17 protein-coding genes and 1 tRNA gene are annotated in these 16,608 nt (G+C 35.5%); 3 read left to right on the top strand and 15 right to left on the bottom strand.

From position 1 onward, the window contains the following. Positions 1-164 precede the first annotated feature (164 nt). Positions 165-1,430: an O-acetylhomoserine aminocarboxypropyltransferase/cysteine synthase family protein gene (locus CKV65_RS04635; RefSeq protein WP_027890791.1), complete on the top strand. Its 1,266-nt coding sequence runs from the start codon at positions 165-167 to the stop codon at positions 1,428-1,430. 57 nt (positions 1,431-1,487) lie between these two features. Here CKV65_RS04635 and CKV65_RS04630 read toward each other — a convergent pair whose 3' ends face one another. After that, entirely contained in the window at positions 1,488-2,096 is a 609-nt protein-coding gene (locus tag CKV65_RS04630; RefSeq protein WP_027890790.1) for an N-acetylmuramoyl-L-alanine amidase, read from the bottom strand. A gap of 279 nt (positions 2,097-2,375) precedes the next feature. Here CKV65_RS04630 and rplS point away from each other — a divergent pair, with 279 nt between their 5' ends. Together rplS and lepB are read left to right on the top strand one after the other, a co-directional pair. Beyond that, positions 2,376-2,717, top strand: coding sequence for a 50S ribosomal protein L19 (rplS, locus tag CKV65_RS04625; protein ID WP_027890789.1), 342 nt, complete (start codon positions 2,376-2,378; stop codon positions 2,715-2,717). Positions 2,718-2,802: 85 nt separating this feature from the next. Continuing rightward, positions 2,803-3,339: a signal peptidase I gene (lepB, locus tag CKV65_RS04620; protein ID WP_027890788.1), complete on the top strand. Its 537-nt coding sequence runs from the start codon at positions 2,803-2,805 to the stop codon at positions 3,337-3,339. Positions 3,340-3,435: 96 nt separating this feature from the next. On the opposite strand, the gene CKV65_RS04615 is transcribed toward lepB, so the two are convergent. The 14 genes from CKV65_RS04615 to CKV65_RS04555 form a co-directional block, all read right to left on the bottom strand. After that, positions 3,436-3,510, bottom strand: a tRNA-Arg gene (locus tag CKV65_RS04615). Positions 3,511-3,592: 82 nt separating this feature from the next. Beyond that, entirely contained in the window at positions 3,593-4,081 is a 489-nt protein-coding gene (locus CKV65_RS04610; protein ID WP_027890787.1) for a Mini-ribonuclease 3, read from the bottom strand. Beyond that, positions 4,081-5,508 (bottom strand): cysteine--tRNA ligase, encoded by a 1,428-nt coding sequence (cysS, locus tag CKV65_RS04605; RefSeq protein WP_027890786.1) that lies wholly within the window; start codon positions 5,506-5,508, stop codon positions 4,081-4,083. Before cysS ends, CKV65_RS04610 begins: the two co-directional genes overlap by 1 nt. Further along, entirely contained in the window at positions 5,501-6,220 is a 720-nt protein-coding gene (gene cysE, locus CKV65_RS04600; protein ID WP_027890785.1) for a serine O-acetyltransferase, read from the bottom strand. The genes cysS and cysE overlap by 8 nt, the downstream gene beginning before the upstream one ends. A 64-nt stretch (positions 6,221-6,284) precedes the next feature. Continuing rightward, complete coding sequence (gltX, locus tag CKV65_RS04595; protein ID WP_027890784.1) at positions 6,285-7,766, bottom strand: glutamate--tRNA ligase; 1,482 nt, start codon at positions 7,764-7,766, stop codon at positions 6,285-6,287. An 81-nt stretch (positions 7,767-7,847) separates the two neighbouring features. Beyond that, entirely contained in the window at positions 7,848-8,327 is a 480-nt protein-coding gene (gene ispF, locus CKV65_RS04590; protein ID WP_027890783.1) for a 2-C-methyl-D-erythritol 2,4-cyclodiphosphate synthase, read from the bottom strand. An 88-nt stretch (positions 8,328-8,415) separates the two neighbouring features. Beyond that, positions 8,416-9,162: a 2-C-methyl-D-erythritol 4-phosphate cytidylyltransferase gene (gene ispD, locus CKV65_RS04585; RefSeq protein WP_027890782.1), complete on the bottom strand. Its 747-nt coding sequence runs from the start codon at positions 9,160-9,162 to the stop codon at positions 8,416-8,418. 59 nt (positions 9,163-9,221) lie between these two features. Further along, positions 9,222-10,358, bottom strand: coding sequence for a PIN/TRAM domain-containing protein (locus tag CKV65_RS04580; protein WP_027890781.1), 1,137 nt, complete (start codon positions 10,356-10,358; stop codon positions 9,222-9,224). Between the two features lie 102 nt (positions 10,359-10,460). Next, positions 10,461-10,934 (bottom strand): GNAT family N-acetyltransferase, encoded by a 474-nt coding sequence (locus CKV65_RS04575; protein WP_027890780.1) that lies wholly within the window; start codon positions 10,932-10,934, stop codon positions 10,461-10,463. After that, on the bottom strand, positions 10,903-12,327 hold the full coding sequence (gene radA, locus CKV65_RS04570; protein ID WP_051177653.1) for a DNA repair protein RadA: 1,425 nt from the start codon (positions 12,325-12,327) through the stop codon (positions 10,903-10,905). The genes CKV65_RS04575 and radA overlap by 32 nt, the downstream gene beginning before the upstream one ends. Positions 12,328-12,338: 11 nt before the next feature. Then, positions 12,339-12,485 carry a hypothetical protein gene (locus CKV65_RS10810; RefSeq protein WP_169449333.1) on the bottom strand — a complete coding sequence of 49 codons (147 nt, stop codon included), beginning with the start codon at positions 12,483-12,485 and terminating at the stop codon, positions 12,339-12,341. Then, on the bottom strand, positions 12,463-14,964 hold the full coding sequence (locus tag CKV65_RS04565; protein ID WP_027890779.1) for an ATP-dependent Clp protease ATP-binding subunit: 2,502 nt from the start codon (positions 14,962-14,964) through the stop codon (positions 12,463-12,465). Before CKV65_RS04565 ends, CKV65_RS10810 begins: the two co-directional genes overlap by 23 nt. 17 nt (positions 14,965-14,981) lie before the next feature. Next, on the bottom strand, positions 14,982-16,058 hold the full coding sequence (locus CKV65_RS04560; RefSeq protein WP_027890778.1) for an ATP--guanido phosphotransferase: 1,077 nt from the start codon (positions 16,056-16,058) through the stop codon (positions 14,982-14,984). Further along, on the bottom strand, positions 16,051-16,602 hold the full coding sequence (locus CKV65_RS04555) for a UvrB/UvrC motif-containing protein (RefSeq protein ID WP_027890777.1): 552 nt from the start codon (positions 16,600-16,602) through the stop codon (positions 16,051-16,053). The genes CKV65_RS04560 and CKV65_RS04555 overlap by 8 nt, the downstream gene beginning before the upstream one ends. Between the last annotated feature and the right edge of the window lie 6 nt (positions 16,603-16,608).

Here is a 16,608-nt window from a genome sequence, read left to right as displayed (position 1 = left end):
GTAATAGGTAATTTTATCTTATTACAGTTTTTTTTTCTGTAATTTTATTACATGATTACAGATAAATTTTAATAAACATAAATTTTGTCTATTACTACTTTATAAATTAGCTATTTTAGATTATAATAGTAGGTATAGTTGTTTTCCAAGGAGGAATTTTTTTAATGAAAGATGCTACAAAATGCCTGCATTCAGGCTATCATCCTAAAAATACAGAACCAAGAGTTGTACCTATCGTACAAAGCACTACATATGTTTTTGACTCCACTGATGATGTAGCTGCTGTATTTGATGACCCAACAAAAGCACTTATTTATTCTCGCTTTGCTAATCCTACTGTTATGGCAGTTGAACAAAAAATAGCAGAACTTGAAGGTGGCGTTGCTGCTATGTGCACAACTTCTGGTCAAGCTGCTAACTTACTCGCTATTTTAAATATCTGTCGTGCTGGTGATAGCTTTATCAGTACAACTCAAATTTATGGTGGTACAATAAATTTATTCGGTTTTACTTTGAAAAAACTCGGCATTGAATGTATTTTTGTTGGCGAAGAAGCAACTGATGAAGAAATTGAAGCTGCATTTAAACCAAATACAAAAGCTGTTTTTGGTGAAACTATCGCTAACCCTGCACTCAGTGTTTTTGATATTGAACGTTTTGCTAAAATTGCCCATAAACACGGTGTACCTCTTATCGTAGATAATACATTTGCTACACCAATTTTATGCAAACCATTTGAATTTGGTGCAGATATTGTAACACATTCTACAAGTAAATACATGGATGGACATGCTTTACAAATCGGCGGTGTAATCGTTGATAGTGGTAAATTTGACTGGAGCAATGGCAACTTCCCTGAACTCGTTGAACCAGATGAATCTTATCATGGACTTTCTTATGTAAAAGAATATGGCAAAATGGCTTATATCTTAAAAGCAAGAATGCAACTCATGCGTGATTTTGGTTGCTATCCAGCAGCTCATTCCGCATTTTTACTCAATTTAGGTTTGGAAACTTTAGCAGTTCGTATGAAACAGTATTGTGAAAATGCTTTAACTGTAGCAAAATATTTAGAAGCTAATGATAAAGTAGAAAGCGTTATGTATCCAGGACTTGAAAATGATAAATGCCATGCACTTGCTAAAAAATATTTAAAAGGTTGCAGTGGTGTTATCACTTTCGTTATAAAAGGTGGCAAAGCTAACGCTGTTAAATTCATGGACGCACTTAGCCTTGCATCTAATGAAGTTCACGTTGCAGATATTCGCACTTGCGTACTTCATCCAGCAAGTGAAACTCATCGCCAGCTTACTGATGAACAGCTTGTAGCTGCTGGTATCAACAGCGGTATGGTTCGTTTCTCCGTAGGACTTGAAGATGTTGAAGATATTTTAGCTGACCTTGATAAAGCTTTTGCAGCTATAGATTAATTTAATAGTAAATAAAAAAGACAGACATATTTTTATGTCTGCCTTTTTTGTATTGATTTAGATGAAATTAGATGCTGTTTGACGCAAATAATATAAATCTGCATATAGATTTTCGCCTGGGCAAGCTGTAGCATTAAAATCACGATGGCCAAATATTGTGCCTTCATTAGGACTTAAGCTGTACATTTGACAGAGCAGTCCGATTAATTTGCTAGCAGATGCCATTTGCATATCAGTTGGCATTTCGTTGTTGAAGTTACCTGCTAGGCAAATGCCAATGCTGTTATTGTTGTGTTGATATGTATGAGCACCAATATCAGCTAAAGGACGACCTGTTTCAATCAAACCACTTTTTCGAATAAACATATGGTAGCCAATACCTGACCAGCCATTTTGCAAATGCATGCGATGGATATCGGCGGCAGATACATCATCACCTGTTGTGGCTGAATGATGGATTATGATTTGATTAGTTAATCTTCGTTCGGATAATGAAGTGAAATTAAAATAATTTTCTACAATTGGTAAATCAGAAGCATATAAAGTATAGTCTGCTGCTTTAACTTTATCTGGATTTATCAAATTGGCAAGCGTGGAAATACTTCCTCCGGCTAATAAAAGACCGCCAAGTTTTAAGCCATTTAAAATAAAATCTCTACGGTTCATGTATATATGTCATACCTTTCTAAAATGTATTGTAAATTTTTTGTTTATTTTAAATTATAGTATATGAAGTTTACTATAAGTCAAGACAGTATCTTCCTATTTTATTTATATACTATATATAATAGTAGGAAAGCATATTTTTTTCAAGAAAACAGATAAATTTTTCTCAAAATATCATTGCATAGATTTTTTAGATATGATAAAATAGTCGAGTATGCAACAGACGGTCCTCTATACGGCAAGTCCGACATGAACGTCTGAATTAAGGAGGAAAAATAAATGAATATTATTCAGGTTTTAGAACAAGAACAGTTACGTAACGATATCCCTAAATTCATCCCTGGTGATACTGTACGTGTACATGTAAAAGTAGTTGAAGGTTCCAACGAACGTATTCAGATGTTCGAAGGCGTTGTTATCGCTCGTCAGGGTTCTGGCGTACGTGAAAACTTCACAGTAAGAAGAATTTCTTATGGTGTTGGTATTGAACGTACTTTCCCTGTACATTCCCCACGCCTTGCAAAAATCGATGTAGTTCGTAGAGGTATTGTTCGCAGAGCTAAACTTTATTATCTCCGCAACCTCACTGGTAAAGCTGCTCGTATTAAAGAAAGACGCTAATCATATAATAAAAGGGACTGCCTTGAAGGTAAGTCCCTTTTGTTGTAATAGCTAGTTATTTATTTAGTCTAGGAGGATTTTAGTCATGGCTGATAAAAAAGAGTCATCGTTGGGAAGCGAAATCAAAGACTGGGCTATTTCTATAGCCATAGCTGTTGTATTGGCATTATTTATTCGCCATTTTGTCGTAGAGTTGTATTTAGTAGATGGCCCTTCAATGCGTCCTACTTTACAAAATCAAGAACGACTCGTGGTAAATAAATTTATTTACAAATTTCATGCACCAGAACGTGGTGATATTTTAGTATTCCAATATCCAAGCGACCCAAGCCGTGATTTTATCAAACGCGTAATCGCTGTACCTGGTGATACAATTGAAATAAAAGATGGTCATGTGTTTGTAAATGGTGAACTTCAACATGAACCGTATATTTTAAGCACGACTAGAGGAGATTATCCACTTGCTACAGTTCCAGAAGGACATATCTTTGTAATGGGTGATAACCGCAATAATTCAGAAGATAGTCGTTTTGCCGATGTAGGTATGGTTCCATTTGATTTAATTAAAGGTAAAGCTATTCTGATATTCTGGCCACTTGATAAAATAAGAACGTTACCATAATAATAAAAGCTGTAACAATTAAGTAAAAACTTACTGTTACAGCTTTTATTTTATATTAATAACTTGTCAGAGAAAGCAAATATTGGCTAAAATCCTTGGTGCGCCCAACAGGAATCGAACCTGCGTTTTCGGCTCCGGAGGCCAACGTTTTATCCACTAGACTATGGGCGCATACAACAGAGTTAATTATATTATAAAAAAAAATAGCTGTCAATTTTAAAGAGATTGGCAGCTATTTTTTAATTGCGTTAATCTATTGTTGATGAGCTTGATACATATTTTTTGCTACTTGAAGAAAAGAGCGTTCACATAAAAAATCCAAACGATTTTGTTCATTGTTCAAATACAAATACCCTAAAATTGCTTCAAAACCTGTGCTGATATGGTAATCATGCACAGAGGCAACGCGTGGAGCATGAGATTTAGCATTTTTTCCGCGCTTAAAGATATAACTTTCAGTTTCAGTCAATTCATCTTTAATCGCTTCATACGCTTGTACTTGAAAAGTGGCAGATACTATTTGCATGCTAAAATCATTGAGCAAATGAACATGTGCTTGTTCAAAGTTTAATAGGCGAGTGCGAATGTACAAATGGTAATAAGCATCACCTACATAGGCAAGTACTAGTGGATTTAATTGTCTTGGATTAATATCTTCTTTTTTGTAGCGGTCATTTAATACGTTTTGTTCATTAAAAGGAAATAGATTTTTTTTCAGATTTTGGTATTGTTGAAATTTCATTATTTTTTCCAGCGAACACCTGTAGGAGAATCTTCTAATGTAATGCCGATAGCTTTTAATTCATCACGAATTTTATCAGCTACTGCCCAATTTTTATTTTTGCGAGCATCTTGGCGAATGGAAATGATGAGATTCATTAAATTATCAACGAGTGCATTATCAACAGCAGCATTGTTATCAGCTAAAATACCGATGATATCAGCCATTTCTTCAAATACAGCGAGTGCCGTATCTACAGCATTTTTATCGCAAGCTACTTTGCCAGATGTTACTTCATTGTAATAGATATTGATTTCTTTTGCTAAATCAAACATATTAGCAATAGCAAGAGCAGTATTGAAATCATCATCCATTGCTTCATAGAAACCTTTTTTAGCTTCATCTGCTTTTTGCGCTAAATTTGCACCAGAATTATTATTATCAGCTGGTAATTTTGCTAATTCTTTGAGATTATCGAGAGCATTTTTTAAACGAGCAAGGCTAGACGCTGCTTCATCAAGGCGAGCATCGCTGAAATCGAGTGGGCTGCGATAATGTGTGGAAACGATGAAGAAGCGCAATACTTCTGCTGGATATTTATCGAGAATTTCTTTTACAGTGAAGAAATTGCCGAGGGATTTACTCATTTTTTCTTGATTGATTGTGATAAATCCATTGTGTAACCAATAACGAGCAAAGCTATTTTCATCACCGCAATAAGCTTGAGATTGAGCAATTTCATTTTCATGATGTGGGAAGATTAAATCGCTACCACCACCATGGAAATCAAAAGTTTTGCCAAGATATTTTAAAGACATAGTGGAGCATTCGATATGCCAACCTGGACGGCCTTTGCCCCAAGGGCTTTCCCAGAATGGTTCACCTGGTTTTGCAGCTTTCCAAAGTGCAAAGTCCATTGGATTGTGTTTGCGTTCGTTTACTTCGATGCGAGCACCAGCCATCATATCTTCTAATTTACGACCGCTTAATTTGCCATAGCCTTTGAATTTTTCTACGCTGTAATAAACGTCACCATCTAATTCATAAGCATAGCCTTTTTCTACAAGAACTTTAATCATATCGATGATTTCAGGCATAGTCTGGGAAACTCTTGGGTAAACATCTGCATGTTGAACGTTGAGTTTATCCATTACTTCAAAATAAGATTTGATGTATTTATCGGAAACATCGCTCCATTGCACACCATGTTCATTAGCAGTGCGAATAATTTTATCATCTACATCAGTAAAGTTTTGAATGTGTTTTACTTTATAGCCAAGATGACGGAAGTAACGTTTAATAACATCCCAAGTAACGAATGGACGAGCATTGCCAATATGAGGATGATTGTATGGTGTTACACCGCATACATAGATGCTTACTTGTCCTGGTACTAGTGGTTTAAATTCTTCTTTTTGTTTCGTGAGGGTATTATATACTTTAAGCATTTTTCTTGGAAGCCTCCAATTCTTTTTTTACGTTATCCAATTGTGTCTGTAAATCGGAAATGCGTTGTGATAGGGATTTAATCATATCAAGTTCAGGGTCTGGCAATTTATCATGTGATAAGTCGACATCAAGTTCTTCCGCTAATTCACGCATTTTAGGTGAAATATCGCGTACTTGTTCTTGTTTTTTGCCTTTGATTAGAATGACACGTCCTGGAATGCCGACAACAGTAGCATAGGCAGGGACTGGTTTTACAACGACAGAACCAGCGCCAATTTTGGCATGGTCACCGACTGTAAATGAGCCTAAAACCTTAGCTCCACAAGCTACAACGACATTATTTCCGATAGTTGGGTGGCGTTTGCCTTTTTCTTTGCCTGTACCACCTAATGTTACGCCTTGATATAAGGTAACATTTTTGCCAATTATAGTTGTTTCACCGATGACGATACCGGAACCATGGTCAATAAATAGTCCAGGCCCTATTTGTGCGCCAGGGTGAATTTCAATGCCTGTTAAGAAACGGGCTAAATGAGAAATAAGTCGCGGTAACACTACCCATTTTTTGCAGTAAAAATAGTGAGATAAACGATAAAACCAAATGGCATGAAGACCAGGATAACACAGTAATACCTCAATGATATTTTTTGCTGCTGGGTCACGTTCAAAAACAACACGAATGTCTTTTTTTAAAGTCGATATAAAACTCAAATCATCACCGCCTATAATGTATAACCCAGCATTGAAGCTGGGTTATTTTGATTTTATTATATTATTACATATGTTGTAATGTTTGTTCAATACGTTTTACAGCGCGGTCATAGCCTAAAACTTCTACAAGACCAGCAAGGTCAGGGCCGTGCATTTGTCCAGTTAAAGCAACGCGAATTGGCATATATACGGATTTACCGCCGATTTTAATGCCTTTTTCAGCTTTAAACTGTTTCATGATTTGTTTAAATAATGGCTGAATATTTTCTGCTGTAAATTCTTCTATGCTGGAAAGTTTTTCTTTGAATAAAGAAATAACTTCATTAGCAGTTTCTTCTTTTAATACAGTTTGGCAGTCTTCGCTATCAACAGAGAAATCATCTTTATAATAAAGGTCTGCAAAATCTGTATATTGAGCAGCAAAGCTTAAATGGTCACGAATAACTTGAGTGAAGCGATTTAATCTATCGAGTTCTTCACCTGTTGGAGATTCTGAAATATAGCCTTTTTCGATTAAATGAGGAATAGCCATTTCAGTGATTTTTTCAGCAGGAAGTTTCTTCATGTATTGAGCATTAATCCAGTTTAATTTATCGATATCGAATACTGCTGGATTTTTAGCTACATGGTCCATGGAGAATTCTTTAATTAATTCATCAATAGTAAAGATTTCCTGTTCGCTCTGTGGTGCCCAGCCGAGTAATGCTAAGAAGTTTACGATTGCTTCTGGCAAATAACCGAGGTTTTTATATTGTTCAACGGAAGTTGCGCCATGGCGTTTACTCATTTTTGTATGGTCTTTACCTAAGATGAGGGAAATATGACCGAATTTAGGCACAGGGAAACCGAGTGCTTCATATAATACAACTTGGCGTGGTGTATTGGAAAGATGTTCTTCTGCACGGATTACATGAGTAATGTGCATTAAAGCATCATCGATGACAACAGCATAGTTATAAACAGGAATGCCATCAGCTTTTACGATTACGAAATCACCAATACCGTTGGAGTCAAAACTCATTTTACCACGAACCATATCATCGAAGTTTACGCTTTGGTCAGCTGGAGTGCGGAAACGGATAACAGGTTTTCTGCCTTCAGCTTTGTATTTTTCGATTTGTTCTGGTGTAAGGTTACGGCAATGACCACCATAGATTGGCATTTTATTTTCTGCGCGTAATTTTTGGCGTTCAGCTTCGATTTCTTCTTCTGTGCAATAGCAATAATATGCTTTGCCTTCAGCTAAGAGTTTATCTGTGAATTTTTTATAGATATCCAAACGTTCTGTCTGGCGATATGGACCGTATTCACCGCCGATATCAATTCCTTCGTCCCAAGTAATACCAAGCCATTTTAAAGCAGCTTTGATATTTTCTTCAGACTCTTTTGTGGAACGTACTCTATCTGTATCTTCGATACGTAAGATTAATTTACCGTCAGGATATTTTCTGGCAAATAACCAGTTGAATAATGCACTTCTAGCACCACCAATATGGAATGGGCCAGTAGGGCTTGGTGCAAATCTAACTCTGATTTGTTCAGACATTAATAATACCTCCAAATATTTGAGATTACAGTATAATTTATTAGCAAATTATATTATATCATAAAAACCAAGGCTGTTAAGTCATTCGCTGATTTTTTTAATAGTGCAAACAGCGTAAGATGATATACCTTCTTCAGAACCAGTAAAGCCAAGACGTTCTTCTGTAGTCGCTTTGATATTGACATCTTCTAAAGGAATGTCTAAAGTAGTTGCGACATTTTGGCGCATTTGTTCTATATAAGGAAGTAATTTTGGTCGCTGTGCAACGATTGTAGCATCAATGTTATTTACTGCATAATTTTTTTCATTTAATAAATCGCCGACATGTTTTAATAAGATAAGGCTGGAAATTCCTTTATATCGGTCATCACTATCAGGAAAATGTTTGCCTATATCACCAAGGGCTGCGCTGCCAAGCAGTGCATCAGAAATTGCATGGAGCAGTACATCAGCATCAGAATGACCGAGAAGTCCTTTTTCGTGAGGAATATCTACACCACCTAAAATTAATTTACGATTTTCTACTAATTTGTGTACATCATAACCAATACCAACTCGCATAAAAAACCTCCTATTATATTTATAAAGCTATAAAAATATAAAGTATAAATAAGTGCTAATAATATAATTAATATTTTAGATTAAATTTTTATTTTTGAACTGTACCGAGAATTTCGCTGAATAATGAAGATATCTTAAACTTGACATGCTTAGCAGTTTTATGACTAAATAGCATTTCTGCCATCAATAAATCAGTTGGAGTCGTAACTTTAATATTATCATAAGAACCCATGACTAGTTTTACAGCACGACCAGTACGACGAACAAGGCTAGCTTCATCAGTGCCGAGAAAATCGTCTTCTTGGGCTTTTTTATGAGCTTCTACTAAAATTTCTTTTTTAAATCCTTGTGGTGTTTGGATAGCCCATAATTTATTACGGTCAGGTACTTTTTCAATAAAACCCATTTCATTGATTTCAGCTGTTGTGTCTTTTACTGGAACGGCACATACAGCACCACCGGACAACATTACTTCATTTACAACATTTTGAATTACTGTTTCAGAAATTAGTGGACGTGCGGCATCATGTACGAGTACAATATCAGCGTCAGGACTAACTGCCATTAAACCGTTATATACAGAATATTGTCGTTCGCTGCCACCTGCTACTATTTTATATGGTTTTAAACGAGGAATTTTGCTTAAAACTTTTTGAATGACTTCCATTTCATTTACATCAACAGCGATGATGAGTTCATCAACACAATCGCAACGTGAAAACGTCAATAAAGTCTGAATGAGTATTGGTTTACCAGAAAGTTCGGTAAAAATTTTATTAAAGCCGAGCCCCATGCGTTTACCATGCCCTGCTGCGGGAAAAATAACAGATACCATTATCTATTCACTCCTTAAAAAAAAGACGCTACGAAATATATCGTAGCGTTTTCATAGTTTTATTTTGGTTTAGCAAAAATCATGCGTCCTGCTGATGTTTGAAGCACAGATGTAACAACCACCTCTAATGTTTCATTGAGATGTTTGTGTCCGTTTTCAATAACAATCATTGTACCATCATCTAAATATGCAACGCCTTGTCCTTGTTCTTTACCATCTTTGACTATGGTAACTACCATAGTTTCACCTGGAATGACCACAGGTTTTATAGCATTAGCAAGTTCATTAATATTGAGAACTTGCACGCCTTGGAGGTCAGCGACTTTATTTAAATTAAAATCGTTAGTGATGATTTTTGCGCCTATTTCCTGTCCTAAACGAATTAATTTAGAATCAACGCCGGAAATATCATCATAATCATGATGGTCTATTTCTACAAGCATATCAAATTCTGTTTGAATTCGCTTTAAGATATCAAGACCGCGACGACCTCTAGTACGTTTTAATAAATCAGATGAATCTGCAATAAATTGCAATTCTTCTAAAACAAATACTGGAATTAAAAGAGTTCCTTCAATAAAGCCTGTTTTACATATATCAGCAATTCGTCCATCAATGATTACACTTGTATCAAGTAATTTGTAAGATGGAAGATTTTTCTTATTTTTTTCAGATGAAACGTGTTCTGCTTTATGTGTTTCTTTAATAATAGTATCTTTATTACGATTTGGCAATATAGAAATAATATCGTTGCGTTTTTTTATAGTAATATAAAGACCTAGATAACCGAATACTATACTAAAAATAATGGGAATGTATGGCCCAATAAGTGGTATTCTGGAAAAAGCAACGCCTAAAAGATTAGCAATAATAAGACCGATAGCCAAGCCGCATACACCAGCAACTACATCATGAATTGGCGTTTTACTAAGTTGATGTTCTACCCAAATGGAGAAAAGACGAAGTTTTCTTATGCAATATGGAGATATCAGAAAACCAATCGTTCCACCAATGGCACCTCCTAATACAATAGATATGACATTCATCATGGTCATGTCCAGAATGTCCAAATTGATTTGTAAGAATTCTGCGCTGATAATAAAAGCCAAAAGTGGACTGGCAAATTCCAATAAAGTTGCACCAAGTACTACGGCAAATGCTGTGATGAAAAATTTCAATACTTTATCTAATAACACTGTCGTCCTTAAACCCCCTTTTCTAAGATGATATAAACTATTGTACTAAAATAACAAACAAATGTCTATGCAGATTGATAAAATCTAATCAAATTATAATTTTTATAGAAATAAAGTCATAATACATTCAGATTGGTCTTCTGAAACAATTTTAAAACCAGCTTTTTTGTACATATTAATAGCATAATTATTCTTTTGAACTGATAGAGAAATTTGAGTGTAATTTTTTTGTCGTAAAAAATCTAAGAAATTTTTTAATAAAGTAGTGCCAATCCCTTTGCTTCGATACTGGGGATAAATTGACATGGCAAGTTCTGGAGTAGCGTCATTTATATGTCCAAAACCTTGAATACACCGCGTCCAAATGGCACCTACAATATATTTATCGACTTGAGCAACTAAGCAAAAATCATCTTTTTCTTTGCCAAAATTATTTATATAACGCCACAATGTAGGTTCTTGAATTATCGTTCTAGGCAAGGCTGTTTGATTATCGGGAATGAAGATAGCTTCATATAAAAAATCTGTTAATAATGGAATTTCATTATTTTTTATGAGGTGAATTATCGTATTCATTATAAAACACCTCTAAATTAAATGCGATTTTTAAAGCTTCACTTAAATAGCGAACGCCATGAATTTGTACATTGGAAGAGGAATGTTCTAGGCGGTCTAAATTTTTAGCAGGCAAGATGATATTTGTAAATCCCATGCGAATGGCTTCGCGTACTCTGATATCTGGTTGGCTTACAGAACGTACTTCACCAGCCAGTCCCACTTCACCGAAAATAATGGTTTGTGGTTTGATATTTTGGTTGCGAAAACTCGATGCCATGGCACAGCATAGCGCGAGGTCGACAGCAGGGTCATCTATTTTTATGCCACCAGCCACTTTAACGTAGACATCACAACTGCCGATATTTAAATGAACACGTTTTTCTAATACAGCTAATAATAATTGTATTTTTTTTATATCGATAGAGTCAGACGTTCTGCGCGGTGGAACATAAGGCGTTGGTGCCACAAGAGCTTGAATTTCTACAAGTAGTGGACGCGTTCCTTCTAATGCAGGAATTATGACAGTTCCCGAAGTGTTATCATTTTGTTCGGATAAAAACATTTTTGAAGCATCGGGAACATCAACTAATCCATTTTCGCGCATTTCAAAAATGCCGATTTCATTTGTATTGCCAAAACGATTTTTTACAGCGCGCAAAACGCGGTATTCAGCATTGCGTTCACCTTCGAAATACAATACTGTATCGACGATATGTTCTAGTACACGCGGACCAGCGAGTGTACCGTCTTTTGTAACATGACCAATTATAAAAATGGCTATATTATTTTGCTTGGCAATGCGCAAAAGATTGACGGAACATTCGCGGACTTGGCTTACACTGCCAGGCGCACTTTGAATGTCGGGGCGAAAAATAGTCTGAATGGAATCGATGACGAGTAAATCAGGTTTTTGCTCTAATACATGGCGTTCAATGCGCTCTAAATCCGTTTCACTTAGTACATATAAATTGTCATCTAATGCGTTTAAGCGGTCAGCGCGCATGCGAATTTGGCGGGAACTTTCTTCGCCCGTTACGTATAAAACTTTGTGTTTTTTAGCTACATATGCACATATGCGTAAATTCAAACTTGATTTACCAACGCCAGGGTCACCTACCATCAGCACTAATGAGCCAGGTATTATGCCACCACCTAATACGCGGTTCATTTCAGGTGAGCCTGCGGAAAATCTAGGTAAATCTTCTGTTTCAATTGTTTTTATCGGTTTTGGGATAGAGTTTGTCTTATTTGTATTTAAACTGAAATTGCGGTTTATATTAGTAAAGGAACTGGGTTCTTCCAGTTCCTCTACAAGTGTATTCCATTTGCCACAGCCGGGACATTTGCCCAGCCATTTTGGCACACTATAACCACATTCTTGACAAACGTAAAGAGTTTTTCTTTTAGCCATAGTGATTTCCTTTATTTATTTTTGAATAATTTTTGTTTTAAAATTTTGCCAAAGGATTTTATAAGCCAATAGATGGCAATACCAAAATTTAAAATGAAATTTCTAAAATTAGCTAATAGAGATTTTTCCGCTAATTTATTTTTCTGCATCTTGTTCATCTACTACCTCTGGTATATCAGAAAAAGTGAAATCTAGTTTATCATCTACACAATCAACTGTGATTTGTTGATGTTCTTTTACTTTTTTGCGTAAAATTTCTTCTGCCAATGGGTCTTCTAAATAACGCTGAACAGCACGTTTAAGTGGACGAGCACCATAAGCACTATCTGTTCCATGAGATAAAATGTATTGTTTAGCTTTATCTGTGACAGAAATTTTTATGCCTAATAATTGTAAACGATTTTCTACATCATGGAGTAATAAATCAACAATTTGTAATAATTCCTTGTCTGTAAGTGGATTGAAGATGATGATTTCATCGATACGATTTAAAAATTCTGGCTTGAACTGTTTTTTTACTTCTTCCATTACAAGTTTTTTAGCATTGTCATTTACTTCTTCATTAGCGTTATCATTTACAGCAAAACCTAATGTATTATTACTTTGTTTTTGCAATTTAAATGCACCAGCATTTGAAGTCATGATGATAACAGTATTTTTAAAGTCGACAGTGCGACCTTGGCTATCTGTCAAACGGCCATCTTCCAAAACTTGTAATAAGATATTGAATACATCAGGGTGAGCTTTTTCAATTTCATCAAGCAAAATAACAGCGTATGGTTTGCGACGGATTGCATCGGTTAATTGACCGCCTTCATCATAGCCGATATAGCCAGGAGGTGCTCCAACCATGCGGGAAACAGTGTGTTTTTCCATGTATTCACTCATATCAAAGCGAATCATGGCGGATTCATCACCGAATATAGCTTCAGCTAATGAACGAGCAAGTTCTGTTTTGCCGACACCTGTAGGGCCTAAGAATAAGAAAGAGCCAATAGGGCGTTTCGGGTCTTTTAATCCTGCTCTAGCGCGACGAATTGCTTTAGCAACGGCACAAACACCTTCGTTTTGACCGACAACGCGCTTGTGCATGATATCTTCCATATGGAGAAGTCTGTCTGCTTCTTTAGTTACAAGTTTTCTAATCGGTATACCTGTCCATAAAGTAGCGACATCAGCTATATCATTTTCTGTAACTTCTACTTGAGCATTATTTTGTGCTTCCCAATCAGCTTTAATATCTGCTAATTGTTCTTTTAAATTGGTTTCTTCATCGCGAATTTTAGCAGCCAATTCATAATCTTGGTCGTTTATAGCTTTTTCTTTATCTTTGCGCAACGAATTTAATTGCAATTCTAAAGATGTAATATTGCGTGGATTTGCTACTGTGCTTAAGCGAACTTTAGCGGCAGCTTCATCCATTAAATCAATTGCTTTATCAGGTAAAAATCTATCTGTAATATAGCGGTGAGAGATTTTTACTGCTGCTTCAATAGCTTTGTCTGTTATCTTAGCGCAGTGGAATTTTTCATATTTATCGCGAATACCCATCAATATAGAAATAGCGTCTTCAACAGTCGGTTCTTCAACCATTATCGTTTGAAAACGGCGCTCTAATGCAGCATCTTTTTCTATATATTTTTTGTATTCTTTTAAGGTGGTAGCACCAATTATTTGAATTTCTCCGCGAGATAAAGCTGGTTTTAATATGTTGGCAGCATCAAGAGAACCTTCACTAGCGCCAGCACCGACTAAAGTATGCAATTCATCGATAAATAAGATGATGTTTTGTGCTTGAGTGATTTCATCAATGATTTTCTTTAAACGGTCTTCAAATTCGCCGCGATATTTAGCTCCAGCAACTAGTGAAGCCATACTTAAAGAAATAATGCGTTTATTAGCTAAAATTTTAGGGGTTAAGCCTTGAATAAGTCGCTGTGCTAAACCTTCAGCTACTGCCGTTTTACCAACACCAGGTTCACCGATTAAAACAGGGTTATTTTTTGTGCGGCGACTTAAAATTTGGATAACGCGTTCGATTTCGCGATTTCTACCGATGACTGGGTCAATCTTATTGTTTTTTGCTAATTCATTTAAATCACGGCCGTATTTATCCAAAAGTGGGGTATTTGTGTTTTCTTCACTAATTTTATTAGATTTTTCATTGAATTCTTCTTTAGAAATATCTGTATCATTATTTTCGTTGAGTAAATCAAGTACAGTTGATTGAATGATATCGAGGTCTGCTCCTAAAGAAATCAATATTTGTGAAGCGATATTTTCTTTATTGCTGATGATACCGAGTAAAATATGTTCTGCACCGATATAATCATGAGATAAAATCTGCGCTTCTTTTACAGCAAGCTCTAAGGTTTCTTTGGCATCGGGTGTATAGCCAATTTCATGGATATAATAATCATCATAATCTTGTGATGGAGCAATATCATGGACTCTTTGGCGTAAACTGTATAAATCAATGCCCAGTGAAGATAATGCCTTTGCAGCAATGCTATTACCTTCATGTAATAAACCTAAAAGTAAATGTTCAGTACCAACATAATTATGTTTTAAATGTCTAGCTTCATATTGAGCGAGTTTTAATACTTTTATAGCGTTTTGTGTAAAACGTCCTTGCATAATTATTCCTTTCTAGTTCATGGAGTTGGTGTATTTTGTAGTTGAGAAAAAATATTTCGAATGGTTGTTGCACGTTGTTTTTCAATTTCTTGCGGTGTCATATTGTCCATTTCATTTAAATTTTGTAAATAATTTTTCTGTCCTGCAATCAATAATAAATTTAAAATATCGGCTTTTGTTTCATCAATTATGCCCATATCCACGCCTAAACGCACTTTACTAACGAGATTAAGCATTTCATGCTGTGAAATAGAATGAGCATATTTTAATATTCCGAAAGAACGCCAAACTCTATTTTCTAATTTGTCATGTGAATAATTTAAAAGAGCTTTGCGTGCATCATGTTCATGAGAGATAATTTCTTGCACTGTAGCAGAAAGATTTTCAATTAATTCTTCTTCTTTAAAGCCTAATGTCAGTTGATTGGAAGCTTGGAAGAGATTTCCAAGGCTATCTTCTCCGAATAAACCGCGAATAGTCATTCCAAGTTGAGGAGAAATATTGATGATTTTGGAAATCTGTTGCGTTATGACGAGTGCAGGCAAATGCAGTAATACTGTAGCGCGAAGACCAGTACCGAGATTAGTCGGATATGCCGTGAGATAGCCCATTTTTTCATCAAATGCGATGTTTAAATAAGCTTCAATGGCATCATCAATGGCAAAAGCGCGTTTTAAGCAGCTGTCTAAATCAAGTCCTGGAGCTCGGCATTGAATGCGTAAATGGTCATCTTCATTTACCATGATGCTGACAGATAAATCATCACTTAAAAGTACCAAGCGATTTTCAGGATTGTTTATGAGCTTTTGACTTATCAAGAATTTTTCTGCTAAAACATTTTGTTGTAAATGATTTAATTTATCTATTTCAATATATTCAAAATGGAGATTTGTAGCAGTTTCAATGGCAGGAAGTAAACGAAGGATAAGTTCTTTTACTTGAATTAAATCGGAGCGTTTGGCACGGTTAGGAAATGGAATGTTTTTCAAATTGCGCGCTAAACGAACTCTACTAGCGAGAACGATATCACTGTTTTTTCCTTGATTATCGAGCCATGTTAATACAGGACTGGTAAATAAAGTAGAATTAGTCATTTACATCACCTGCCTGTTCTTTATTTAAATTAGTATTTAATTGATTTTCTAATACTTTAATACGGTCGCGCAAAATAGCAGCTTGTTCATATTCTTCTTCTTGAATATATTCTTGAATTTTTTCACGCAGTGAGGCGATTTCTTGTTTTAAGCCTAAGTTGCCACCGGCACGACGTGGAATTTTGCCGATATGTTTGCTATAACCATGAAGACGACGCAAAAATGGTTCTAAGCGTGTAGCAAATGTTTTATAGCAAACACTACAGCCGATTTGTCCAGTGCGTTTGAAATCTTTATAAGTCATATGACAATTTGGGCAAGTCAATTCTGGTTTTAATTTGAGTTGCTGTTTGTTTTCATTAGAACCTTCATGGTTAAAAATTCCAGATAGAAAATCATTAATAGAAAAAATATTATTTTTTTCGGATAGTAAGCCAAATTTAAGAGCACAACTTTCACATAAATGATGCTCTACTTGTCCTTTGTTAGTGAGTTCGGTAATATAAATGCTGGCTTCGTTTTTATGGCATTCATCACACAGCATGGTAAT

Source organism: Megamonas hypermegale, from assembly GCF_900187035.1.
Classification (GTDB): Bacteria; Bacillota; Negativicutes; order Selenomonadales; family Selenomonadaceae; genus Megamonas; species Megamonas hypermegale.
The sequence above is the reverse complement of the archived record's forward strand: the minus strand, read 5'-3'. Positions and strand labels throughout refer to the sequence as shown.

Excerpts from the sequence above, each read along its gene's own strand:
- CKV65_RS04635 (WP_027890791.1), top strand. The coding sequence starts at position 165 with ATGAAAGATGCTACAAAATGCCTGCATTCAGGCTATCATCCTAAAAAT.
- CKV65_RS04630 (WP_027890790.1), bottom strand. The coding sequence starts at position 2,096 with ATGAACCGTAGAGATTTTATTTTAAATGGCTTAAAACTTGGCGGTCTT.
- rplS (WP_027890789.1), top strand. The coding sequence starts at position 2,376 with ATGAATATTATTCAGGTTTTAGAACAAGAACAGTTACGTAACGATATC.
- lepB (WP_027890788.1), top strand. The coding sequence starts at position 2,803 with ATGGCTGATAAAAAAGAGTCATCGTTGGGAAGCGAAATCAAAGACTGG.
- CKV65_RS04610 (WP_027890787.1), bottom strand. The coding sequence starts at position 4,081 with ATGAAATTTCAACAATACCAAAATCTGAAAAAAAATCTATTTCCTTTT.
- cysS (WP_027890786.1), bottom strand. The coding sequence starts at position 5,508 with ATGCTTAAAGTATATAATACCCTCACGAAACAAAAAGAAGAATTTAAA.
- gltX (WP_027890784.1), bottom strand. The coding sequence starts at position 7,766 with ATGTCTGAACAAATCAGAGTTAGATTTGCACCAAGCCCTACTGGCCCA.
- ispF (WP_027890783.1), bottom strand. The coding sequence starts at position 8,327 with ATGCGAGTTGGTATTGGTTATGATGTACACAAATTAGTAGAAAATCGT.
- ispD (WP_027890782.1), bottom strand. The coding sequence starts at position 9,162 with ATGGTATCTGTTATTTTTCCCGCAGCAGGGCATGGTAAACGCATGGGG.
- CKV65_RS04575 (WP_027890780.1), bottom strand. The coding sequence starts at position 10,934 with ATGAATACGATAATTCACCTCATAAAAAATAATGAAATTCCATTATTA.
- radA (WP_051177653.1), bottom strand. The coding sequence starts at position 12,327 with ATGGCTAAAAGAAAAACTCTTTACGTTTGTCAAGAATGTGGTTATAGT.
- CKV65_RS10810 (WP_169449333.1), bottom strand. The coding sequence starts at position 12,485 with ATGAACAAGATGCAGAAAAATAAATTAGCGGAAAAATCTCTATTAGCT.
- CKV65_RS04565 (WP_027890779.1), bottom strand. The coding sequence starts at position 14,964 with ATGCAAGGACGTTTTACACAAAACGCTATAAAAGTATTAAAACTCGCT.
- CKV65_RS04560 (WP_027890778.1), bottom strand. The coding sequence starts at position 16,058 with ATGACTAATTCTACTTTATTTACCAGTCCTGTATTAACATGGCTCGAT.
- CKV65_RS04555 (WP_027890777.1), bottom strand. The coding sequence starts at position 16,602 with ATGCTGTGTGATGAATGCCATAAAAACGAAGCCAGCATTTATATTACC.